The organism is Pantoea sp. B65 (assembly GCF_047308185.1).
Lineage (GTDB): Bacteria > Pseudomonadota > Gammaproteobacteria > Enterobacterales > Enterobacteriaceae > Erwinia.
The window spans coordinates 497,015-523,759 of the sequence record NZ_JAHXPU010000036.1; the positions used below are offsets into that span (position 1 = coordinate 497,015).

Annotated in this window: 7 protein-coding genes; 6 read left to right on the forward strand and 1 reads right to left on the reverse strand. The window is 56.6% G+C overall.

All coding sequences use genetic code 11. The features are described 5' to 3' along the window. Positions 1-10 precede the first annotated feature (10 nt). Complete coding sequence (mdoC, locus tag JWF83_RS16520; RefSeq protein ID WP_413651478.1) at positions 11-1,174, forward strand: glucans biosynthesis protein MdoC; 1,164 nt, start codon at positions 11-13, stop codon at positions 1,172-1,174. 35 nt (positions 1,175-1,209) lie between these two features. On the opposite strand, the gene JWF83_RS16525 is transcribed toward mdoC, so the two are convergent. Then, complete coding sequence (locus tag JWF83_RS16525) at positions 1,210-2,679, reverse strand: phospholipase D family protein (protein ID WP_413651479.1); 1,470 nt, start codon at positions 2,677-2,679, stop codon at positions 1,210-1,212. 485 nt (positions 2,680-3,164) lie between these two features. Between JWF83_RS16525 and JWF83_RS16530 the strand changes: the two genes are divergently transcribed. The 5 genes from JWF83_RS16530 to JWF83_RS16550 all read left to right on the forward strand — a co-directional run. Then, positions 3,165-10,286, forward strand: coding sequence for a neuraminidase-like domain-containing protein (locus JWF83_RS16530; protein ID WP_413651480.1), 7,122 nt, complete (start codon positions 3,165-3,167; stop codon positions 10,284-10,286). An 88-nt stretch (positions 10,287-10,374) separates the two neighbouring features. Then, a complete protein-coding gene (locus JWF83_RS16535; RefSeq protein ID WP_413651481.1) occupies positions 10,375-17,532 on the forward strand; it encodes a neuraminidase-like domain-containing protein in 7,158 nt (2,385 codons plus the stop codon). A 54-nt stretch (positions 17,533-17,586) separates the two neighbouring features. Continuing rightward, on the forward strand, positions 17,587-21,912 hold the full coding sequence (locus JWF83_RS16540) for a SpvB/TcaC N-terminal domain-containing protein (protein ID WP_413651482.1): 4,326 nt from the start codon (positions 17,587-17,589) through the stop codon (positions 21,910-21,912). A 3-nt stretch (positions 21,913-21,915) separates the two neighbouring features. Continuing rightward, the gene (locus tag JWF83_RS16545) at positions 21,916-24,855 is read left to right on the forward strand and encodes an RHS repeat-associated core domain-containing protein (protein ID WP_413651483.1); all 2,940 of its coding nucleotides are present in this window, start codon (positions 21,916-21,918) and stop codon (positions 24,853-24,855) included. Between the two features lie 40 nt (positions 24,856-24,895). After that, a partial coding sequence (locus tag JWF83_RS16550; RefSeq protein ID WP_413651484.1) for an RHS repeat protein occupies positions 24,896-26,745 on the forward strand: 1,850 nt, incomplete at its 3' end.

Genomic DNA, 26,745 nt, shown 5'->3' on the forward strand with positions numbered 1-26,745 from the left:
ATGGACACCTATGCGTATAAAAAAACCACAGCGTGAGTACTTCCTCGATTCCATTCGAGCCTACCTGATGTTACTGGGCGTGCCCTTCCATATGTCGCTGATCTATTCCAGTCAGCAATGGGCGGTGAACAGTGCTGAACCCACACTCTGGCTAACGGTGTTGAATGACTTTATTCATGCCTTTCGCATGCAGGTATTCTTTGTGATATCAGGCTACTTCTCTTATATGCTCTACCTGCGCTACAAGCCGCGCTACTGGCTGAAAATGCGCGTTGAGCGCGTGGCGATTCCGATGCTCACCGCCATTCCCTTACTGACTCTGCCGCAGTTCTTCCTGCTCAAAGCATGGACCCCGGCGATTGGCGACTGGGGTAACTTCTCGCTCTACGATCGCTACAACAGTCTGGCATGGAATCTGATCTCCCATTTATGGTTCCTGCTGGTACTGACGGTGCTCACCACGCTCGGTACATTGCTGTTTAAACTGTTGCGGGATTCTGGTCGCGACGGGGTGATAAAAACAGACTATTCCGAACTGACATGGCGAAAATTAACCCTGACCTTTCTGGGTTTTGCCGTTATCTGGGGAACCATTCGTCGGCTGATATTTATTCTGCAACCTAATCTGCTGATGGATGGCCTGTTTAATTTTGTCGTGATGCAGAGCCTGTTCTATCTGCCGTTCTTTATGCTGGGCGCGATGGCATGGAAATATCCGGCGATAAAGGCGCTGTTTATAAAATTTAACCCCTGGACACTGGTCGGTTCCTGCCTGACGCTGGTCGCTTATCTGCTGAATCAGCGCCACAGCGCCGGCGCCGGCTGGCTGTATGAGATTGATGCGGTGATCACCATGCTGATGGGGATCTGGATGGTTAATGTGGTGTTTTCACTTGGTCATAAGCTGCTTAATGCGCACTCTCCGCGCATCAGCTATCTGGTTAATGCTTCACTGTTTATCTATCTGGTGCACCACCCGCTGACGCTACTGTATGGCATCTTTATTGCGCCCGCTATTGACAGCAATACGCTGGGCTTTTTTGTCGGTCTGGCCTTTGTGTTTGGTATTGCGTTTACGCTGTATGAGATTCATTTACGCATTCCGTTATTACGCTTTCTATTCTCCGGTAAACCGCCGCATGCCGCGAAATCGCGACAGCCGGCAAAATCCTGAGAGATAACGCGCGGCGTGCTGCCGGCCGTGGTGGCTTATAGCAACCACTCTACCGGCAGCCGCCACACCAGCCGCACCAGCAGACGCTGGATAAAGCGGGTGCGCGGTTCATGTTTATACACCCGCTCCCCCGCTTCGCCTTCAAACTCCACCCAGTTCACTCGCCCCCACTTATCGAGCCGCAGCTTCCACGCTTTATCATGCATACGGCGAATAAAGCGCTGATGGACCGAGGTCGCCAGCTGTTCGCTCTCGATAACAAAACCCATTTCGGTATTCAGCACCGCAGAGCGCGGATCGAAATTAAAGGAACCGATAAACACCTTTTCATTGTCGACGCTAAAGGTTTTGGCATGCAGGCTGGAGCCGGAGTTACCGGTTAAGCCGCGATCATGGGGCGCATCGCGGCTGTCGCTGTGCGGCTTTAATTCATATAAGTCGATGCCGTGGCGCAACAGTTTTTTACGCCATTTGGCATAACCGGCATGCACCACCGAGACATCGTTGGCCGCCAGCGAGTTGGTCAGAATAGCGATTTTCACCCCGCGCCGCTTTAGCGCCAGCAGTTGCGCCACCCCGGCCCGGGTTGGAACAAAATAGGCCGAGATAATATCAAATTGCCGCTGCGGCAGACCGATCACCTCCATCATGCGCTGTGGCAACAGCGTCGAGGCGCGCGCCCTGCCCAGCCCTTTACGCGGATCATCGCTGAGCAGTCGGGTTTTGGCCCAGATCAACGCCAGTTCGCTACGCTCCAGCTTTGCCACAAATGCTGACGAGTGCAAACGCTGCAGATATTGCTGCACCTGAGGATCATCGCGCCAGGCATCCGGCAAACGCACCGCGGAACGCGGATCATCGCTGTCGTTAGCCACCACTGAAGTGAGCGCAGAGACGGCCCGACTGTGCCAGTAGCGCTCGAAATCAGCGCTGACCTCCGCCACTACCGGCCCCAGCGCCAGTACATCCAGATCGGAAAACAGCGGCTCATCACCGGTGCCAAAATATTCGTCGCCGATATTACGGCCGCCGACAATGGTCGCCATGCCATCGACAGTAAAACTTTTATTGTGCATACGCCGGTTCAGCCGGGCAAAGTCGGTCAGATAACCAAGCGCGCGCAAAGTGCGAAAGGAAAAGGGATTAAACAGGCGGATCTGGATGTTGGGATGACGGTTAAGCTCACTGAGGGTTTGATCCAGCCCCATGGTGTTGTTATCGTCGAGCAACAGACGCACCATAACGCCGCGCTCGGCCGCCTCCAGCAAAGCGCTAAACAGCAAACGCCCCGACATATCGTTCTGCCAGATATAGTACTGTACATCGATAGTGCGCCCGGCGATGGAGATCAGTAAATAGCGCGAGGCAAACGCATCAAGACCCTCTTCCAGCGGGTGAATACCACTCTGGCCAGGATGGCGCGCCAGCTGCGGGGCAATCGCCCGTTCCAGCCGCGTTTCACTTAATGCGTTATCCCTGTCAGCGTTGGCTGCAAACGCTTCCATAGTGATTCCTTTTTCAACGTGATGACGCCTTAATAGCGCCGGTATTATTATCTTCCGTATTCACGGATATTGTCATACGACTGGTCTTATTACTGCTATCCCGCCAATAATAGCCGGATATTCCAACTGCCGCCGTCAGGAAAAAACCTGACTAACCGGAGAAAATAACCTGGAATCCGGCCGTAATGAATAATAGAAATTTCCATTTCTGGACCATTTCCAGCAAAATAAGTTTAGTGCAAAAAGCTAAAATAGAGATAATAATTAAATAAAATAACCACTAAAAGATAAAAACTAAGCCATTAAAACCACATATCAATATAAACACAGCATAAAAAAATAATTGCCATTTTTATTAACATCCTGAATTTACTGCCCCTGTTGCCGACGGCTGTTTGCCTGCCCGGATAAATCCATCCCGCTGACTAATAATTCCGCTGATCCCTCCCCATCGCCCGGCTTATACCATAAAGAGAGAAACCATTATGTCCCTTACTGATGAGATTCTGGAGAAGCTGAACGTCGACCTGTCGAATGTTATGGAACTCTCGCTGCCGCAGGTAAAAACACTGGCAGGGAATAAACTGACCGCTGGCGAGCAAAACTTTATCTGGCGACAGGCGCAGGAGCAGGAGCAACAGAACAAATTAACCGAGGCGGGTATCTTCAGCCGGGCCAATCCTCAGCTGGCGCACGCGGTGCGTCTTGCTATCCGTCATGCGCAGCAACAGCGCAGCTATGATGACCTGTTCGGCGGCCGCGCCAGTCAGTTTGTTAACCCCGGCTCGGTGGCGTCGATGTTTTCTCCGGCCGGATATCTGACCGAACTGTACCGTGAGGCCAGAGGGCTGCATACGGGCGATTCAACTTATAATCTCGACCAGCGGCGACCCGACCTGGCGCCCCTGCCGCTGTCCCAAAGCAATATGGATCAGCAACTCTCCACGCTTACCCTCAGCAACCAGCTGCTGCTGGATAACATTCAGGTGGCGGAAAAGACCAATTATGATGGCGTCATGGAGCTGCTCGCCAGCTGGCGCCTGTCGGGCGTCACGCCGTTTAATATCGCCTATGAAACCACCCGTCAGGCCATCCTGCTACAGGACCATCAGTTTAGCGCCTTCGCTGACAATCCCGATGTGGCAAAACTGATCGATACCCCCTTGCTACTGCGGATAAAGGCAGATATCTCGCCGGAACTGTACAAAATTCTTACCGAGACGATTACCACAGCCAATGCCGCAGCACTGTACAGCGCCAACTTTGGCACTGTTCTGATCGACGTCTTTCGTACTCCTGCGGCGCTTGCCCGTTACTATGCGCTGACCTATGACGAATTAACGCCATTTTTTGCCCTGCTGAATAACCAGGATGCTGACTCAACGCCGACTTTCGATCCGGCAAAGATGACTAATGTTCTGCTGCTGAAACTGAATAAAATTATCCGCCTGAGTAAAGCTGCCGCCATATCTGCTGCCGATATCCGCACCATTATTGAAAGCGATAATGACAGCATGACCATTAACGATATGGTGCTGAGCAAACTGTTCTGGGCGCAATACTACCGCCAGCGTTACAGCATTGATTTATCTGCTGCGCTGGTGCTGGCGGGCGCCCCCATTAGCCAGATTAGCCACGACAATCAGCCCAGCCATTTTGACCGGCTGTTTAATACCCCGTTACTGGATAACCAGACATTCGTCCCCGGCACCGCCACCGTCGATCTCAACCCGGCATCAAACCCGGATAGCTTTCTCACCGGGGTGCTGAAACGGGCCTTTAAGGTCAATGATTCAGGTCTGTACCACCTGTGGCTGCAGGCAAGGGGAAGCGGAAATTCAACCGCATTTATCGCCAATATCAGAAACCTCTCTGGTCTGTATCGGCTGCAACTGCTGGCGGAAGTGCATGGCCTGAGTATCCCCGAGCTGAGCGCCCTGCTTGTCGTATCGCCGTACAGTACCCAGGAGTATATCGCGCCAACCGATGCCAAACTGGTGGAGGTGATCGCCTTCCTTGACCATTATACCCGCTGGCTGCAAAGCCAGCAGTTGTCGGTGGCAGATCTGTTTCTGATGGCCACCACCAGCTACGGCAGCCTGATGACGCCGGAGATTGAGAATCTGATCGCCACCCTGAAGAACGGCCTTGCCAGCCAGACTTATGATGACAAAAGTGTGCTAAATGTCGCCGCCCCGTTTGTCGCCGCCGCCATGCAGCTCGATTCAGCGCAAACCGCCAACGCCATCCTGCTCTGGCTGGACGATCTTCTGCCCTCCAGCCTGACGGTAGCGCAATTTATCGCGCTGGCGCTGAAGGATAACCCGACCGATGCGGAGAAGAAAAAACAGGTTGTGTACGGCACGATACTCGGGCAGCTGGCGCGTATTGCGCGCACGTTGCGCCTGAGCGCCAGCGAGCTGGCGCTGGCGGTCAATAAACCGGGGAGGTTTAAGCCAGACGCCAGCTCGCTGCCGCATGATATCGCCACGGTATACACCCTGGCGCGCTTTCACCGCTGGTTACAGCAATACCCGGCCTCCGCGACGGAACTGCTGACCGCGCTGGAGTCGAGTGCGCTGACCCCCGCACAGCTGGCGCAGGCGATGGGGCTGGAGGAAAATATGGTGGCGCAGGGGCTGCAACTCGCCAGCGGCAGCAGCGCCAGCAAATTCAGCGGCTGGACCGATGTCGATGCCACCCTGCAGTGGGTGGATGTCGCCACCCGGCTGGGCATCACCCCGGCCGGGGTTAATGCGCTGATAGTGCAGGCGAAAGCCAGTAACCAGACTTATGCCGCCTGGCGCGCCGTCAGCCGCGCCCTGCAGGCCGGACTGAACAGCCAGCAGACCACACAGTTACATGCCGCGCTTGATGAAGCCACCAGCCGCGCCCTCAGCGCCTGGGCCATCAGGAACACCACGCCGGACTGGGTACACGACCGCGATGACCTTTACAGCTATCTGCTGATTGATAACGAAGTGTCAGCGGCAGTGAAAACCACCCGGCTGGCAGAAGCGATTGCCAGCGTTCAGTTGTATATCAACCGGGCGTTAAGCGGCCAGGAGAGCGGCGTGGTGGCAGCGGTGCAGGCCCGTCAGTTCTTTAGCGACTGGGATCGCTATAACAAGCGCTACAGCAGCTGGGCCGGGGTGTCACAGCTGGTCTATTACCCCGAGAACTATCTTGACCCGACGCTGCGGCGCGGGCAAACCGGCATGATCGACGAAATGCTGCAGTCGATCAGCCAGAGTCAGCTGACCAGCGAGACGGTGGATGACGCCTTTAAAACCTATATGACGCGCTTTGAAGAGATCGCCGATCTGGAGGTGGTCAGCGGCTATCATGATGACAGTCATCTGACGACAGGAACCACCTGGCTGGTGGGTAAGTCGGCGACGGAAGAGGCTTATTACTGGCGCACGCTGGATCAAAATAAATTTTCCGCCGGCAAGTATCCGGCCAATGCCTGGAGCGAGTGGCGGGAGATTAAGGCAGCCGCCCGGCCGGTCAATCAGTTGATCCGTCCGGTGATTTTTAACTCCAGACTGTATATTGTCTGGATGGAGGAAAAAGAGACCGCCGTCGAAAGTAAAGATAATAATAACAATACCGTTATCAGCCAGGCAAAAACCTATGAGCTTAAATATACTTATATCCGACATGATGGCACATGGAATAACGTCACCAGTATAAACCTGGCGAACTACTTTTCGGCGGAGGATATTCGCCAGTTTGAAAGTAAACGTATCTATTGCTCGCGCTCATCACATACTGGCGCATTGATTGTTCTGTTTTACGCACCGGATGAAAGCGATGATCAAAACAGCAAGGTTTATACACTCGGACTGTTAATTAACAGCGATCACTCGATCAGTGAAATAACCGCGCCCGAGGTATTCAGAGATAATGCCTGGAAGCAGTTTGATACCCTGTCAAGCCGCAAGGTCAATCAGCTCTATCTGGTGGATATTTCCGTCCCGGGCGGGGCTTCTCTTGGTTATACCTGGGGCGATAAAATGTTATCCATCCTTGCCCAGGGGCGGGTTTATAATTGTCAGCTGGTGGAATCGACGGAAAGTTCAGTTACCATTGAATTTAATAGCGATGTCAATATCACTTATCCGGCTAACTCCGGCACCAGCATGACCAATCAGGTCAGACTGTTACAGCAGTTCGGCATTATGGGAGAAACTTATTATATTTATGACAATATAAGTCCTAACCCTGATTACAATACCAGCAGAAGATTACTCTATCCGGTCTACTGGCCGAAAAGCAGCGCGAATTCGGTAGCGAAACTACTGGTTTACCGCGAACAAAGCGCCAGTGGATTAAGCGCCTGGTGGCCGAATGTGGGTTCGGGCGTCCGGCTTACCACCAGCGATACGGCATTAATGGTCGCCATGCCGCAAACTACCGCCAATGATGATATTAAATTCAAAGAGTCTTATTTTTTCCTTACCGACAATAGCGCTTCGGCCACGGATGTCTATCCGGGCTATGAGATAAAAACCGGCATCAGCCCGCGAGATGTTACGGTGACAGTTTCCGCCGGAGGTAGCACCAGCGTCTATAACGCCTTAGAAAATATTGAAACCGTCAATCTGCCGGTGCTCAATTTTGCTTCAACGCTCTATGCGTTTAAGAAACTGAAATTTATTATCCCGCTGAAAGCATTTGTAAACGGTAAAGCGGAAGTTAATTTTGTTCTGTCAGCGAAAGCGAATGATGGTCGTTTTCTCGGTTCGCAGTCCGGAACACTGATTGTCAGCCGCAATTTGAATGCTGAGCCAATGATGATTACCCGCGGCATTTCCGCTGAACAGTATCTGGAAAATGGTCCCTGGCGTACCCGGGTGAATACGTTGTTCGCCAGACAGCTGGTTGCACGCGCGAATAAGGGGCTGGATTCCGTGCTGTCGATGGAAACCCAGCAATTGCAGGAGCCTAAACTCGGTCCGGGAAACTATATTGAGGTCAATTTTGGCCGTTATGATAAAGCCAGACACGGTAATGGCAGCTATGAACTTTACTACGTAGGTTATTACACGGATGTGCAGGGTCAGGAACGCAGTAGAAATCTCTGCGCCGCGGGTCTCCTTTCGGCCGATCAGGAAACCCGACTTATCCTGTTCCTTCCCTACAATACCGCGAAGACCGGGGCGGAAAAATTACAACATTACATCGGGGTTAAATATTCAGATGCTGCCTTCTACACCAGCTACACGCATATGCAGCAATTTATTTATGATCCCGCCACCGGCATATTTAAAACGGATCCCAATAACACCAACCGAACCCGGGGGCTGACGACCAGGTTATTAGCGGATAAGCAGACAGAAGCGATGGATTTCAGCGGTGCCAATGCGCTCTATTTCTGGGAGATGTTCTACTATGCGCCAATGATGATTTTCCAGCGCCTGCTGCAGGAGCAACGCTTCACCGAGGCGACGCGCTGGATAAAATATATCTGGAGCCCGGAAGGCTATCGGGTAAATGGCGAACCCGCCGCTTATCAGTGGAATGTGCGCCCGCTGGAGGAGGACACCGCGTGGAATGCCAGCCCGCTTGATTCTGTGGATCCCGATGCCGTGGCGCAGGCTGACCCGATGCACTACAAGGTCGCCACGTTTATGCGCACCCTCGACCTGCTGATTGCCCGCGGCGATGCCGCCTATCGCCAGCTGGAGCGCGACGCCCTGAACGAAGCCAAAATGTGGTATGTACAGGCGCTGGATATTCTCGGCGTCGAGCCCTGGCTGGCGGTGGCTGGCGGCTGGTCAGATCCGACGCTGGGTGATGCCGCCGATAGCACCACGCAGGCTAACGCGCAACAGGCTCTGCTGGTCATCCGTCAGCAGGCGGATAAGACTACGCTGCGCACCGGCAACTCGCTGACCAAACTGTTTTTGCCGCAGCAGAATGAGAAGCTGCACGGCTACTGGCAGACGCTGGCGCTGCGGCTGTATAACCTGCGCCACAATCTCTCTATCGATGGTCTGCCGCTGTCATTACCAATCTATGCCGCGCCGCGCGATCCCTCCGCCCTGCTCAGTTCGGCGGTAAGCGCATCGCAGGCGGGGGCGGCGCTGCCGGTGGCGGTGATGCCGCTGCAGCGCTTCCCGCTGGCGCTCGAGAGCGCCAGAGCCCTCGTCAGCCAGCTGAGTCAGTTTGGCAGTACCCTGCTGACCCTTACCGAGCGCCAGGATGCCGAAGCGCTGGCCGAACTGCTGCAGACCCAGGGAGCGGAGCTGGTGCGCCAGAGTGTCGCCCTGCAGGAGAGAAACATTGCCGAAATCGACGCCGATCGCGCAGCGCTGCAGGAGAGCCGTAACGGCGCGCAGTCGCGCCTCGACAGCTATAGCGCGCTGTATGAAGAGAACGTTAACCGCGCGGAGAAACAGGCGATGGACCTTTACCTGTCCGCATCGGTGCTTTCCACCACCGCTACCGGCGCGTATGCCGTCGCGTCCGGCCTGGATGTGGTGCCGAATATTTACGGCTGGGCGTTCGGCGGTTCCCGCTATGGATCTCTCGCCCGTGCGGTGGGTACCGGCATTGAGGTTTACGCCGCCGCATCACGCACCGCCGCCGATCGCATCAGTCAGTCGGAATTCTACCGTCGCCGTCGCCAGGAGTGGCAAATCCAGCGTAACGCCGCCGAATCGGCGGTGAAACAGATTGATGCGCAGCTGGCTTCACTGGCGGTGCGGCGTGAGGCGGCCGTCAGGCAGAAAAGCTATCAGGAAACCCAGCAGACCCAGACGCAGGCACAGCTCAGCTTCCTGCAGAATAAGTTCAGTAACCGGGCGCTGTATAACTGGCTGCGCGGCAAGCTGGCGGCGATTTACTACCAGTTCTATGACCTGGCGGTCTCGCGCTGCCTGATGGCACAGCAGAGTTACCGCTGGGCGCTGGGCGACACCGCCGCCAGCTTTATCCGCCCCGGCGCCTGGCTGGGCAGTTATGCCGGGCAGCTGGCCGGTGAAACCCTGATGCTCAACCTGGCGCAGATGGAGCAGCGTTACCTGGAGAAAGAAGAGCGCGAGAAAGAGCTGACGCGCACCCTGTGCCTGTCGGAGTTCTATGCCAGACAAACAGACAACCCGTTCGGGCTGACAGAGAAGATCACCACGCTGGTTAACGCCGGTAAGAAAGCTGACCGCACCGGCGCCAACAGCCTGGCGATGACGGCAGACTATCAGTTGCAGGCGACGGTGAAGCTGTCTGACCTGAAGATTGGCAGCAGTTACCAGGCATCGCTGGGCAATATGCGACGCATTAAGCAGATCAGCGTCACCCTGCCGGCGCTGGTGGCGCCTTACCAGGATGTGCGCGCGGTACTCAGTTATGGCGACAGCGTGACCCTGCCACGTGGCTGCAATGCACTGGCCGTCTCACAAGGGATGAATGACAGCGGCCAGTTCCAGCTGGACTTTAACGATGCCCGCTGGCTGCCGTTTGAAGGCATACCGCTAAATGACGGCGGCACGCTGACGTTAAGCTTTCCCGATGCCACCACCCGGCAGAAAGCACTGTTGCTCAGTCTGAGCGAAATCATTCTGCATATCCGCTACACCCTTTTTAACTTCACCGCCACCTGAGCGGCAGAGCGCAGAAAGGATACGGATAAATGATCTTTACCGGTTGCCTGGCGACAGCCGCAGTGAAACCCGAAAGAGGGAAACCGTTATGTACGTTACCAATAAGGTGCTGGAAAAGCTGAACACCGAGCGGAAAAACAGACAGCTCCCCGAGCTCAGTCTGTCTGACATTATGCTCAGTTCGTTGCCAGAGGTGAATACGCTGGCGAAGAGTAGTCTGAGCTGGGGCGAGCAAAACTTTATCTGGCAACAGGCGCAGGAACAGCTGAAGCAGAATAAATTCACTGAATCACGCATCTTCGGCCGGGCTAACCCTCAGTTAACGCATGCCGTGCGTCTTGGTATCCGCCACGCGGCACAACAGCGCAGCTACGATGATCTGTTTGGCGGTCGCGCCAGTAAATTTGTTAAGCCGGGATCGGTGGCGTCGATATTCTCACCGGCGGGATATCTGACCGAGCTGTACCGTGAGGCCAGAAACCTGCATCCGGCCCGCTCGGGGTATCGGCTGGATCAGCGACGTCCGGATCTGGCCGCCCTGCCATTGTCACAAAGCAATATGGATGACGAACTCTCCACCCTGTCACTCTGCAACCAGCTGCTGCTGAACAATATTATTCAGGCGAAGGCGGCAAAAGATTATGACGGCGTGATGGCGCTGCTCGCCAGCTGGCGATTTTCGGGCAGCACGCCGTTTGACCAGACGTATGAAAGCGCCCGCCGCGCCATCCTGCTGCAGGATGCCGAATTTGCCGCCTTTGCCGGCAATCCGGCGGTAGCGGAACGTACCGACGGCACCATGTTGCTACGGATGAAGGCGGATATCTCGCCGGAACTGTATAAAATCCTTACCGAGGTTATCGAGGGTATTAATGACACGGATGCGGCAAAACTGTATAGCGCCAATTTTGGTTCCACCGCCATCGCCGCCTTTCAGAACCCCGGCATGCTGGCCCGCTATTACAGATTAAGCAATGATGCGCTGATGCCCTATTTCGAGATTATGAAGTCGCTGGATACCGCCTTTGAGCCGACAAAAATCACCACTATCCAGTTGCTGAAGCTAAATAAAATTATCCGCCTCGGCAACACCACCGGCATGTCGGCAGCCGATATCCGTACGGTCATTGAAAGCAATAATAAGAAACTGGAGATCAATGCCGAGGTGCTGGGCCGGCTGTTCTGGGCGCAATATTACCGCCAGCGTTACGGCATTGATTTATCCGCCGCGCTGGTGCTGGCCGGCGCCCCTATCAGCCAGATTAGCCACGACAATCAGCCCAGCCATTTTGACCGGCTGTTTAACACCCCGTTACTGGACAATCAGAGATTCGCCACCGGCACCACTACCGTCGATCTTAACCCGGCAGCGTCTGCCCCGGACACCTTTATCACCGGGGTACTGAAACGCGCCTTTAAGGTTAATGACTCCGCGCTGTACGCCTTGTGGCTACTGGCCAGAGGCGGCGGAAACTCGACAAACTTTAGCGCCAGCATTGACAACCTTTCCGCGCTGTACCGGGTGCGGCTGCTGGCTGAAGTGCATAGTCTGAGCATCCCCGAACTCGGCGCCCTGCTCGCCATCTCCAGCTACGCCAGCCTGACGTTTATCAACCCAACCGCGGTACAGCTGGTGGCGGTAATGAATTTTCTTGATCTGTATACCCGCTGGCTGCAAAGCCAGCAGCTGTCGGTCGCGGATCTGTTTCTGATGACCACGACCAGCTACGGTACCCTGATGACGCCGGAGATTGAGAATCTGATTGCCACGCTGAAGAACGGTCTTAGCGGACAGAAATATGACAACACCACACAGTATGGTGTCGCCGCGCCCTTTATCGCCGCGGCCATGCAGCTGGACTCGGCGGAAACCGCCAGCGCCGTGCTGCAATGGCTGGACCAGACGCTGCCCGGCCAGATGACCGTCGCACTATTCCTGCAACTGGTCCTGAAGGATACACCGAACGAAGACGACAATAAAAAACTGGTGCAGTACGGCACTATGCTGGCACAGCTGGCGCTGATTGCCCGCGCGCTGCGACTTAGCGCGGCCGAACTGGCGCTGGCGGTCAATAAACCGGGAATGTTTGTAAAAAATGCCGTCGTGCTGGCGCATGATATCGCCACCGTGCTGACTCTGGCGCGCTTTCACCGCTGGTTGCAGCAGAGCCCTGAGCTGGCGGCAGAACTGCTGACCGCGCTGACCGCGACTGAGCTCACCCCCGCACAGCTGGCGCAGGCGATGGGGCTGGAGGAAAATATCGTGGCGCAGGGGCTGCAACTCGCCAGCGGCGGCAGCGCCAGCAAATTCAACGGCTGGATCGATGTCGATGCCACCCTGCAATGGGTGGATGTCGCCACCCGGCTGGGCATCACCCCGGCTGGCGTTGATGCGCTGATTAAGCTGATCAAGGCTGACAGCCAGACCTACCCGGCCTGGCGCGCCGTTAGCCGTACACTGCAGGCCGGACTGAACGGCCAGCAAACCGCGCAGCTGCATGCCGAGATCGATGAAGCCACCAGCCACGCCCTCAGCGCATACGCCATCAGCAACAGCACGCCAGACTGGGTAAACGGCCGCGATGACCTTTACAGCTATCTGCTGATTGATAACGAGGTGTCAGCGGCAGTGAAAACCACCCGGCTGGCAGAAGCGATTGCCAGCGTTCAGCTGTATGTCAACCGGGCGTTAAGCGGCCAGGAAAGCGGCGTGGACACCGGGGTACAGGCCCGGGCGTTCTTTACCGACTGGGATAACTATAACAAGCGCTACAGTACCTGGGCCGGGCTGTCACAGCTGGTCTATTACCCGGAAAACTACGTTGACCCGACGCTGCGGCGCGGGCAAACCGGCATGATCGACGAAATGCTGCAGTCGATCAGCCAGAGCCAGCTGACCAGCGAGACGGTTGATGACGCCTTTAAAACCTATATGACCCGCTTTGAAGAGATCGCCGATCTGGAAGTGGTCAGCGGCTATCACGATGATAACCATCTGAACAGCGGCACCAGCTGGCTGGTAGGCAAATCCGCTACCGAAGAGGCTTATTACTGGCGCACGCTGGATCAAAACAAGTTCTCCGGCGGCAAATATCCGGCCAACGCCTGGAGTGAATGGCAGGAAATCAAAACCGGCACCCGGCCAGTCAATCAGCTGATCCGCCCGGTGGTATTTAATTCGCGTCTGTATATTGTCTGGCTGGAAGAGAAAGAGACGGCCAAACAGAGCACCGACAGCGAAGACAACACCACGGTCACTAAAATCAACAGTTATGAACTGAACTATACCTTTATCCGTCATGATGGCAGCTGGAATAACGTCACCCGGATCCCACTGGCGAACTTTTTTGCCGAAGGGGTGCTGGCCAGTTTTGCCAGCAAAAGATTCTACTGTTCACGTTCTGCCACCAGTGGCGCGATGATTGTGCTGTTCTATACCCCGGGGGTGGACGAGGAGGCGAACCGGGTCACCGCAGCGGTGGGATTAACCATTGATAGCTATCATAACGTCGCGATCATCGACGCGCCCAATGGCTTCAGGGATTATGCCTGGAGGCAGTTTGATACCCAGTCAACGCGGAAGGTCAATCAGCTGTATCTGGTGGACTTTTCCGTGCCAATGAAAACCACCAGCATGTACTACACCTGGGGGGACAAATGGTTAACCATTCTCAAAGACGGCGGCGCTTATAACTGCAGCTTCGTTTCATCGGACGATACCAGCGTCACCATTGCCTTTAATTGCGATCTGAACGTCACTTATATCGGCTATGGCGCCGGCACCGTGTCGCGCTATAACGTCACCTCGATGAAGCAGTTTGGCAATATGGGTGATACTTTTGGTTATTACTACACCCTGACGATTGATCCCCTGTTCAATACCACGGGTAGATTTATGTACCCGTTGTATTGGCCGGCACAAAGCTCCAACGGCTCCAAAGCGAAAATCCTGCTCTATCGCGAGACCGGCGCAACCGGATTGCGCGTGTGGATGCCCGCCGTCGGCGCAACCGCGATCGCCAGCTCTGAAGACACCGCCAACTCACTGGCGCTGGATACCACCGCGACTGATGCGCAATTTATGGCGAATAGCTTAAGAACCCTCGATGATGCCTTTTCGGCAACTATCGCCTCTGAAATGACCAAAATAAAAACCGGCATTGATGCGAAAAAGGTCACGGTGAAGATTTCCGCCGGTGGGCAAAGCAAAATTTATAATGCCAATGATGCCATCGGCAGCAGTGCGCTTCCGGTACAGAATTTCGCTTCAACGATTTATTCTTTTAAAAACCTCGAATTTACTATTCCGCTGGCAGCCTTTGTCGACGGTAAGGCGGAGGTGAATTTTACCCTCACCGCCTATTCCGATGACGACCGTTTTCTCGGTGACCAGACCGGCTCTATTTTTGTCAGTCGGAATACCGATGCGGCGCCAATGCTGATTGTCCGCGGCAGCGCCGGTGAACAGTATCTGGAAAATGGTCCCTGGCGTACCCGGGTGAATACGCTGTTTGCCCGGCAGCTGGTCGCCAGAGCCAATATGGGACTGGATACGGTATTGTCGATGGAAACCCAGCAATTACAGGAGCCACAACTCGGCGCGGGCAACTATCTGGTGGTGAATTTTGGCCGCTACAATCAGGCCAGCCATGGCGACGGCAGCTATGAGCTGTATTATCTTGGCGCGCTGACCAATGGCGCCAATAACCTGCGCAGCAAACATATTGCCGCCGCTGGCCAGCTGGCCAGCGATCAGGATACCAGCGTGACCCTGTTCCTGCCGTATAACGCCGCTAAAACCGGAGCAGAAGCGGCAAACCTTTACCTTGGCGTGAAATACTCCGATGCCGATTTAACCAGCGGCGACAATAACTTGCAGATATTCACTTACGATACCAGCAATAAGGTCTTTAAGGCCGACAGCGGCAATGGAACGAAAACCCGCGGGCTGAGCACCCGGCTGTCAGTCGATACGACGACAGAAGCGATGGATTTCAGCGGCGCTAATGCGCTCTATTTCTGGGAGATGTTCTACTATGCGCCAATGATGATTTTCCAGCGCCTGCTGCAGGAGCAACGCTTCGCCGAGGCGACGCGCTGGATAAAATATATCTGGAGCCCGGAAGGCTATCGGGTAAATGGCGAACCCGCCGCTTATCAGTGGAATGTGCGCCCGCTGGAGGAGGACACCGCGTGGAATGCCAGCCCGCTTGATTCGGTGGATCCCGATGCCGTGGCGCAGGCTGACCCGATGCACTACAAGGTCGCCACGTTTATGCGCACCCTTGACCTGCTGATTGCCCGCGGCGATGCCGCCTATCGCCAGCTGGAGCGCGACGCCCTGAACGAAGCCAAAATGTGGTATGTACAGGCGCTGGATATTCTCGGCGTCGAGCCCTGGCTGGCGCTGGCTGGCGGCTGGTCAGATCCGAAGCTAAGTGATGCCGCCGATAGCACCACGCAGGCTAACGCGCAACAGGCTCTGCTGGTTATCCGTCAGCAGGCGGATAAGAAGACATTGCGCACCGGCAACTCGCTGACCAACCTGTTTTTCCCGCAGCAGAATGAGAAGCTGCACGGCTACTGGCAGACGCTGGCGCTGCGGCTGTATAACCTGCGCCACAATCTTTCTATCGACGGTCAGCCGCTGTCATTGCCGATCTATGCTGCGCCGCGCGATCCCTCCGCCCTGCTCAGTTCGGCGGTAAGCGCATCGCAGGCGGGGGCGGCGCTGCCTGAAGCGGTGATGCCGCTGCAGCGCTTCCCGCTGATGGTCGAGCGCGCCAGAGCCCTTGTCAGCCAGCTGAGCCTGTTCGGCAGCAACCTGCTGACCCTTACCGAGCGCCAGGATGCCGAAGCGCTGGCCGAACTGCTGCAGACCCAGGGGGCGGAACTGGTGCGCCAGAGTATTGCCCTGCAGGAGAGAAACATTGCCGAAATCGACGCCGATCGCGTGGCGCTGCAGGAGAGCCGTAACGGCGCGCAGTCGCGCCTCGACAGTTATAGCGCGCTGTATGAAGAGAACGTTAACCGCGCGGAGAAACAGGCGATGGACCTTTACCTGTCCGCATCGGTGCTTTCCACCACCGCTACCGGCTTCTATACCACCGCGGCCGGTCTTGATGCCGTACCTAACGTTTTTGGTGTCGCTTTCGGCGGTTCCCGTTATGGCTCCATCGCCCGTGCGGTGGGCACCGGCATTGAGATTAGCGCCTCCGCATCACGCACCGCCGCCGACCGCATCAGCCAGTCCGAAATTTACCGACGTCGCCGTCAGGAGTGGGAAATCCAGCGTAATGCCGCCGCCTCCGAGGTGAAACAGATTGATGCGCAGCTGGCTTCACTGGCGGTGCGGCGTGAGGCGGCCGTCAGGCAAAAAAGCTATCAGGAAACCCAGCAGATCCAGACACAGGCACAGCTCAGCTTCCTGCAGAATAAGTTCAGTAACCGGGCGCTGTATAACTGGCTGCGCGGCAAGCTGGCGGCGATTTACTACCAGTTCTATGACCTGGCGGTCTCGCGCTGTCTGATGGCGCAGCAGAGTTACCGCTGGGCGCTGGGCGACTCCGCCGCCAGCTTTATCCGCCCCGGCGCCTGGCTGGGCAGTTATGCCGGGCTGCTGGCCGGTGAAACCCTGATGCTCAACCTGACGCAGATGGAGCAGCGTTACCTGGAGAAAGAAGAGCGCGAGAAAGAGGTGACGCGCACCGTCTGCCTGTCAGCGGTGTATAGCAACCTCGGCGGTAATGACAGCTTCACCCTGACAGAGAAGATCAAGGAGCTGATTGCTGACAACAGCAAAAAATTCGGTAAAAACAATAACCAGCTAAGTATGTCTTCCGATCATCAGTTACTGGCGGCACTGTCTCTGGCTGACCTGAAGATCGGTGATGATTACCCGGCAGAACTGGGTAATACGCGACGCATTAAGCAGATCAGCGTCACCCTGCCGGCGCTGGTCGGGCCTTATCAGGATGTGTGTGCGGTACTTAGCTATAGCGGCCTGACGCTGCCGCGCGGCTGCAGTTCGCAGGCGGTATCACACGGGATGAATGACAGCGGTCAGTTCCAGCTGGACTTTAACGACGCCCGCTGGCTGCCGTTTGAAGGCATACCGCTGAATGACACCGGCACGCTGACACTGAGTTTTCCGCAAGCAACCACCGACCAGAAAGATCTGCTGCTCAGTCTGAGCGACATCATTCTGCATATCCGTTACACCATCTTTAACTTCAGCGCTACCTGACAGCGTCTGGCGGTATATCAGGCTCCCGGCCGGGAGCCTGTGGAGAGGTTTATTATGCAAACCACTGAACAACTGCGTCTGAACCCGCCGTCATTGCCTGCCGGCGGCGGCGCGATTAGCGGAATAAAAAGCGATATGCCGACGGCAGGTCCGGACGGGGCCGCCAGTCTCAATATTACGCTGCCGATCAGTGCCGGACGCGGCTATGCGCCTCCGCTGGCGCTTAACTACCACAGCCAGGCCGGTAATGGCCCTTTTGGCATCGGCTGGAGCGTTGACCAGCCTGCGGTGCGTCGTCGCACCCGCCAGGGCGCACCGCTGTATAATGACGACGATGAGTTTATCGGTGCGGATGGGGAAGTGCTGGTTGCGGTACTGACCAGCAGTAATACGCCGGAAACCCGGCGCGCCAGTTCCCTGCTGGGCGACAGCCTGGGTTCCACCTTCAGAGTCAGCAGTTATCGTTCACGCATTGAGAGCAGTTTCAGCCGCTTTGAATACTGGTTATCAGAGAGCGCTAACGGCGGCGATTTTTGGCTGCTGTATACGGCGGACGGTCAGATGCACCTGTTGGGCAGAACCCCCCAGGCTCGCATCAGCAATCCGCAAACCCCGACACAGACCGCCGTCTGGCTGCTGGAGTCCTCGATTTCCCTCACCGGCGAGCAGATTTATTATCAGTACCGGGCAGAAGATGATACTAACTGTAGCGCAGCGGAACTCGCGGCCCATCCGAACGCGACCGCGCAGCGTTATCTGGTCGCCGCTTACTACGGCAACAAAGTCGCCGGACGTAAATTCCCGACCCTGATAGCGACACTGCGCGATTATGACTGGCTGTTTGTGCTGAAATTTGACTACGGAACCCGATCTTCAGGGACCTCGGATCCGCCAAGCTGGCAGAAACCCGACTATGGCGCCTGGCCGATCCGCCCGGATTGCTTCTCCAGCTTTGAGTATGGTTTTGACCTGCGTACCCGCCGCCAGTGCAATCAGGTACTGATGTTCCATCGTCTGAATTCGCTGCGCGGTTCGAAGAACGAAGGAGAGCCGCTCGAGCTGATTTCACGCCTGCTGCTCACCTACAGCCTGAACCCGTCGATCAGCACGCTGAAATCTGTCGAGCTGATGGCCTACGAACCGGGGAGCAAGGCGCGACTCAATATGCCCGCACTTGAATTTGACTGGCAGAGCTTTACCCCGCCGACCACGGCGAACTGGCAGCAACGGGACGACCCGGGCAAAATGAATATGTTGCAGCCGTATCAGCTGGTCGATCTCAACGGTGAGGGACTGGCGGGGGTGCTGTATCAGGATGACGGCGCATGGTGGTATCGAGCGCCGGAACGCAGCAGCGGTAACGATCCTGATGCCGTCAGCTGGGGCAGCCCCGCACCGCTGGCGACAATACCGACGTTGCGCAACGGCGGCACTCTCGCCGATCTGAACGGCGACGGCTATCTGGAGTGGATTATCACCGCCGCCGGCGTTGCCGGCCATTATGACCGCACGCCGGAGCGTGAATGGCTGCATTTCACCCCGCTGTCGGCTCTGCCGGTGGAGTATAGCCATCCACGGGCGCAGCTGGCTGATGTGCTGGGCGGCGGTCTGGCGGATATGGTGCTGATTGGGCCACGCAGCGTACGACTCTATGCGGGCAAAAAAAATGGCTGGCAGCCGGCACAGACCGTGGTGCAGTCGGACGGCATCACCCTGCCGGTGCCAGGCGCGGACGATCGGGTGCTGGTCGCCTTCACGGATATGGCGGGCAGCGGGCAGCAGCATCTGACGGAAGTGCGCGCCAGTGGCGTACGCTACTGGCCGAACCTTGGCCATGGGCGTTTTGCGCCGCCCGTCAGCCTGCCCGGTTTCAGCCAGCCGGCGGAAAGCTTCAACCCCGACCAGCTGTTTATGGCCGATATTGAGGGCTCAGGCACTACCGACCTGCTGTATGCCCTCAGTGACCGGTTGCTGGTGTATCGCAATCAGAGCGGCAACAGCTTTGCCGCCCCGTTTACCGTAATGCTGCCCGGCGGCGTACGCTATGATCGCACCTGTAGCCTGCAACTGGCGGATATTCAGGGGCTGGGGGTCACCAGCCTGTTGCTGACCGTGCCCCATCCACAGCCCCGCCACTGGCTCTGCAACCTCTCTACCCGTAAACCCTGGTTGCTGATCGCTATGGACAATAATATGGGGGCGCGCCATGCGCTCTACTATCGCAGTTCGGCGCAGTTCTGGCTGGATGAGAAGGCCGAAGCCGTGGCGGCCGGAAAAGCGCCGCCCCCCTGCTACCTGCCGTTTGCCGTACATACCCTGTGGCGCACCGAGGTCACCGACCAGATCACCGGCAATAAACTGGTCAGTAGCGTGCGTTACCGCCACGGCGCCTGGGACGGTGAAGAGCGTGAACTGCACGGCTTTGGCTTTGTCGAGATCAGCGATACCGATACCATCGCCGCGGGCGGCAGCGCGAAAGAGATCAGTATGCCAGCTATCAATCGTAGCTGGTACGCCACCGGATTGCCTGAGCTGGATAAACGGCTGGCGGACGAATACTGGTCGGGCGATACGGCGGCATTCGCTGGCTTTACCCCACGTTATACCCACGGCAGCGGCGCAAATGAGCAGACCTATACGCCGGATGATAATAGCCAGTCCTGGCTGCGGCGCGGACTGAAAGGGATGTTATTGCGCAGCGAGCTGTATGGCGCCGATAACAGTCTTCAACAGGATATCCCTTACAGCGTGTCAGAGTACCGCCCGCAGGTGCGTCTGGTGGTCGAAAAAGGCAACTATCCGGTAGTCTGGCCAGCCATCGCCGTCAGCCGCACCTATCTCTATGAGCGCTTTAGCAGCGATCCGCAATGCAGTGAACAGCTGCTGCTCGCCAGCGACGATTATGGTCAGCCGCTGCGCCAGCTCAGCATCTATTATCCGCGCCGCAGCAAACCCGATGTCAGTCCCTGGCCGGACAGCCTGCCGGAGACCCTGTTCGCCAGCAGTTACGATGACCAGCAGCAGCTGCTGCGCCTGCATCTGCAACAAAACAGCTGGCATCACCTTGCCGCGCTCAGTAACAGCAACTGGCTGCTGGGGCTGGCTAACGCCAGCCGGGAAGATGCCTTTACCCACCCCGCCAGTAACGTCCCCGCCCGCGGACTGACGCTGGAGGCGCTGCTGGCGGGCGACAGTCTGGTGGCGGACAGCCAGAGCTATACGCTGGTAGGACAGCAGCAGATCTGGTACCTGAATGGGCAGAATCAGGGATCTACCGATACCCCGGCGCTGCCGCCGCGTATCGCCTTTATCGAGACCGCCGGACTGGATGAAGAGATGGTCACCGCGCTGGCAGGCAGTATTACGGCAGAACATCTGACGCAGGCCGGCTGGCAGCAATCCGCTTATCTGTTCGCCCGCAGCGCCGAGGCAAGCAAAAAACTGTGGATTGCGCGTCAGGGACATACCACTTACGACACCGCCGCTCACTACTGGCTACCGCTGACCTACCGTGAAACTACCCTCACTGGCGCGGTGACCGTCACCCGCAGCGCCTGGGACTGCGTGGTCACGGTGCTGAAAGAAGCCGACGGACTGACCACCACCGCCAGCTATGACTGGCGCTTTCTGCAACCGGTGCGCATCACCGATGCCAATGACAACCTGCATGTCGCCACGCTGGATGCGCTTGGCCGGGTCACCAGCACCAGCTTCAGCGGCACGGAAGAGGGCAAAGCCGCCGGTTACAGCGCCACCACCATGGCGGTTCCGGATACCGTTGACCGCTTACTGGCGATAAAACCGCCGATGAAGGTGGCGCAGTGCATTCTGTATATCGCCGACAGCTGGGCAGCCAAATCCGTCACCAAAGACACCTGGAAACTTCCGCCCCATGTGGTGACGCTCACCAGCGATCGCTATGACAATGACGCTGAGCAGCAGATCCGCCAGCAGGTGGTATTTAGCGATGGTTTCGGCCGCGTATTGCAGACCTCGGTGCGGCATGAAAATGGCGAAGCCTGGCAGTATGCGGTCGATGGCAACCTGGTCGAAGACAGCGACGGCTCACCAAAGGTGGCGCAGAGCAGTTTTCGCTGGGCGATAAGCGGACGCACAGAATATGACAATAAGGGGCAGGCGGTACGCACCTACCAGCCTTATTTTCTCGACAGCTGGAAATATCTGCGTGACGACAGCGCGCGTAAGGACCTGTATGCCGACACCTTTTATTACGACCCGGTGGGACGGGTCTGTAAGGTGGAGACAGCGAAAGGCTGGCTGCGGCGCAGCCTGTATACCCCATGGTTTGTGGTTAATGAAGATGAAAATGACACCGCGGCAGAAGTCGAAGAGGCCCGCAACCAGAAGACAGGAAACTGACTGATGAGCACTCCTGATTACACTCTCTACCGGGCGACCCCTGCGGTTAGCGTGCTGGATAACCGCGGTCTGAGTGTGCGCGAGCTGCAATATCATCGTCACCCGGAGACGCCGACCCAGACCGATGAACGTATTACCCGCCACCGCTTTACGCTGCGTGGCCAGCTGGCGCACAGTATTGACGCCAGATTGTTTGCGCTCCAGCAGGCCGATGCAACGGTTAATGCCAATTTTATCTGGCTGACCAGCCTCGGCGGCGAAATATTGCGTACGGTCAGCGCGGATGCGGGCGTCACTATCAGCCTGAATGATATTGCTGGCCGTCCGGCGCGCTTTATCAGCGCCGGCGGGGTGGTGAGCCGTTTTCAGTATCAGGCCGCCCCGCTGCCCGGTCGGCTGCTCAGCATCACAGAAAATAATCGCATTACCGATCGTCAGGTATGGGGCGGCGCCAGCCAGGCGGAAAAAGATCGGAATCTGGCCGGCCAGCGGGTGCGTCATTATGACACCGGCGGCCTTAACCAGATCAATAGTATTGCCCTGAGCGGCGGGCTGCTATCGCTGACCCAACAGCTCCTGGCGGATAATACGGACGCCGACTGGCAGGGAGCCGATGAATCGGCGTGGCAAGATCTGCTCAGCGCGGAAGCCTTTAGCCATCTGAACAGCAGCGATGCCACCGGCGCCACCCTCAGCAGCAGCGATGCCAGAGGCAATACCCAGCGACTGGCGTATGATGTGGCGGGCCTGCTGCAAGGCAGCTGGCTGACGCTAAAAGGCGGCAGCGAGCAGGTGATTGTCAAATCCATCAGCCGATCCGCCGCCGGGCAGAAGCTGCGCGAAGAGCATGGCAATGGCGTGGTGACCCGTTACAGTTATCAGCCAGAGACACTGTGGCTGAGCGGTATCGCCACCGAACGTTCCGGGCATCCGCTATTGCAGGATCTGCGCTATCAGTATGATGCGCTGGGCAATGTATTGCAGGTACGCAACCTGGCGGAAGCCACCCATTTCTGGCGCAACCAGCAGATAATCGCGGAAAACAGTTACGCCTATGACAGTCTCTACCAGCTGGTTGCCGCAACGGGACGGGAAATGGCCGCTATCCCACAGCAGCGCGCCAGCGCGCCAGCGGCTGTGGTTCCGCTTGCCGCTGAAGCCAGCGCCTTTACCGCTTATACCCGCCGTTACAGCTACGATCGCGGCGGCAACCTGACGCAGATACGCCATAGCGCCCCGGCCAGCAATAATCGCTATACCACCACTATCACCGTCTCGAATCGCAGCAACCGTGGGGTACTTAGCAGCCTGACGGAAGACCCGCAGAAAGTGGATGCGCTGTTTACCCCCGGCGGACAGCAGACGCAGCTGCAACCGGGGCAGAACCTGAGCTGGAGCGCACGTGGGGAGTTGCTGAAAGTGACCCCGGTTATCCGTGAAGGTCAGGCCTCCGACCATGAAAGCTACCGTTACGATGCCAGCAGTCAGCGCCTGCTAAAAACCAGCGTGCAGAAAACCGGCAACAGCACGCAGACACAGCGGGTGCTCTATCTGCCGGGGCTGGAGCTGCGCAGCAGCAGCCAGGAGAGCCTGCAGGTGATCGCCATCGGCGAAGCCGGGCGCGCCCAGGTGCGGGTGCTGCACTGGCAGCAGGGCCAGCCGGATGCCATCAGTAACAATCAGCTGCGTTACAGCTACGATAATCTGACCGGCAGCAGTGAACTGGAGCTGGATGGCGACGGAAAGCTGATCGGTCAGGAAGAGTATTATCCCTATGGCGGCACCGCGGTCTGGACGGCGCGCAACCAAACCGAGGCTGATTATAAAGTGATACGCTATTCCGGTAAGGAGCGGGACGCGACAGGGCTGTATTATTATGGTCATCGTTATTATCAGCCGTGGCTGGGTCGCTGGCTCTCTGCGGATCCATCAGGGACGGTGGACGGGCTGAATTTGTACACTATGGTCAGGAATAATCCCCTTGCTTATATTGACTACAGGGCGCAGGAAGCAATACCGCTAAAAGTTCATTACGCCTGGGAAGGGAAAGAAATTCCGCAGGAGGCGATGATCAATATCCTCACCACACAATTCTTCAATGAAGAATGGGAGTCCACTGTCTGGACCTCAAACCCTAAACTCATCAGCCATACAATATTGAAGTTGATAAAATCAGAAGAATCATCGATTGGCAGATACCTGGCACGTAAGGTGGGCCATAAAATAAATATCAGGAATACGCAGGAGCTCTATGAGAGCTTGAGATTGCATCATAAACAGGGCTATCGCCTGGCAGGTCTCTATGGCCGTGAAATAAGTGGACCTTTTCATAACTATGCTTCTGCCAGTGATTTTACTCGCGCCGCAATAATGCATGAAGAAGGTGGTGTGTATATGGATGTCGACGTAGTAGGTGCGATGTCACTTTTTCTGCTATCGCTTAAATTTAATGATCCCAACCGCAGTGCATTTCTTTATGCCAGAGTACCCGAAGAGGGAGGGAAAGCTGTATTAACCAGTAATGCGGTACTCGCTTCAGAAAAAAATTCGACGCCATCAGCCGAGTATATTAACCAAATTATTGAACAATATGATCGTTTTGACAGAGTGTTCCCAATGGCAAGCTGGGAAGAAAAAAGAACGGTTGAGGACTTAAAAGTAAACTTAAACCGCCGCCGCGCGACAATGGTACTTTCCGGGCCCACATTGTTAAAGGATATTGGCTTACATAGAGACCCCAACGCCGCACTTCCTTTCTCAATGTTCCGCCGGAGAGATCCTAAGTTTATCCCGCAGAGCACGCTCAGAGACACCAGGCTGCAAAATCCAGTGCACCTTCTGATAGCAGGGACAACGGAGGGGTTGGATGCCAGTGGTAAGTGGCTAAAGGTAGGGCGTCCAAGAGCTCACAGCCTTTCAATGCCTCTTCATTATACCATGTGATAAATCAGCTTTATGATCAGGGTCTGATAGGAATTGCTTTATGCACAACAGTAACAACTTATTTTATCGTGATACGCCGTCGGTTATTGTCCTCGACAACCGCGGTATCAGTGTGCGTGAACTTTTGTATTTTCGTCATCCTGATACACCAACGGTCACTGAGGAACGCATCACCCGCCATCAGTACGATGCCCGTGGTTTGTTACGGCAAAGCATCGATCCACGGCTATATGCTTTGCAGCAGACGGAGCGGAGCGTAAAGGCCAATTTTGTTTATCTGACCGCATTACGCGGTGAGGTACTGCGTAGCGCGAGTGTCGATGCAGGCACGTCCGTGGCCCTGCAAGATATTGCCGGTCGTCCGGCACGGACCCTCAGCGCCACCGGTGTGATCGGCGGCTTTGAGTATCAGGCCGCCACCCTGCCCGGCCGTCTGCTCAGCATTACCGAAAACGGCCGTATCACTGAACGTTTTATCTGGGCTGGCAATACTCCGGCAGAGAAACAGCTTAATCTGGCAGGGCAGAATATCCGTCACTACGACTGCGCCGGACTGGAGCAAATCAACAGTATTGCCCTCAGCGGCTCACCACTCTCTGTTACCCGCCAGTTACTGCCGGATAATAACCAGGCCGACTGGCAGGGCAACGATGAATCCGCATGGAAAGACTTATTAGCGGCAGAAACCTTTACCAGCCTGAGCGGCAGCGATGCCAGCGGCGCCACCCTCACCCGCACCGATGCCCGGGGCAATACCCAGCGGCTGGCGTATGATATGGCCGGACAGTTAACCGCCAGCTGGCTGACGCTGAAAGGCGCCGCCGAACAGCTAATCGTTAAATCCATCCGCTACTCCGCCGCCGGACAGAAGCTGCGCGAAGAGCATGGCAATGGCGTGGTGACCACTTACCATTATGAAGCGCAAACCCGGCGCCTGACCGGGATCACCACGCAGCGCCCTGCCGGCCATCCCGCCGGCGCGAAGATATTGCAGGATCTGCGCTATCAGTATGATCCGGTGGGCAATGTGCTGCATATCACTAACGATGCCGAGACCACACAGTTCTGGCGGAATCAGAAAGTGGTGCCGGAAAACACTTACACCTATGACACGCTGTATCAGCTGGTGTCCGCCACCGGCCGCGAACTGGCGGCGACAGCACAACAGCGGATCACCCTGCCTTCGCCGGTGGTTCCCCTGGCCGCCGACGATAAAAGTTTTACCGTCTGGACCCGCAGCTACCGCTATGACCGCGGCGGCAATCTGACGCAGATACGCCACGCCGCCAGCGGCAATAACCATACCACCAATATCACCGTATCAGACCGCAGCAACCGCGCAGTACTCAGCAGCCTGACGGAAGACCCGCAGCAAGTGGATGCGCTGTTTAACCCCGGCGGACAGCAGCTGCAGCTGCAACCGGGGCAGAACCTGAGCTGGACCGCACGGGGGGAGCTGCTGAAGGTTACCCCGGTCACCCGGGAAGGTCAGGCCTCCGACGCTGAAAGCTACCGTTACGCTGCCGACAGCCAGCGCCTGCTAAAAATCAGCGTGCAGAAAACCGGCAACAGCACACAGACGCAGCGGGTGCTCTATCTGCCGGGGCTGGAGCTGCGCAGCAGCGGCCAGGAGAGCCTGCAGGCGATCGCCATCGGCGCAGCCGGTCGTGCCATGGTGCGGGTATTGCACTGGGAAAGCGGTAAACCGGCGGATATCAGCAATAACCCGCTGCGCTACAGCTACGATAACCTGCCGGGCAGCAGCGAACTGGAGCTGGATGGCGACGGTAAGCTGATCAGTCAGGAGGAGTACTACCCCTATGGCGGCACCGCGGTATGGACGGCGCGCAGCCAGACGGAGGCGAACTACAAAACCATCAGATACTCCGG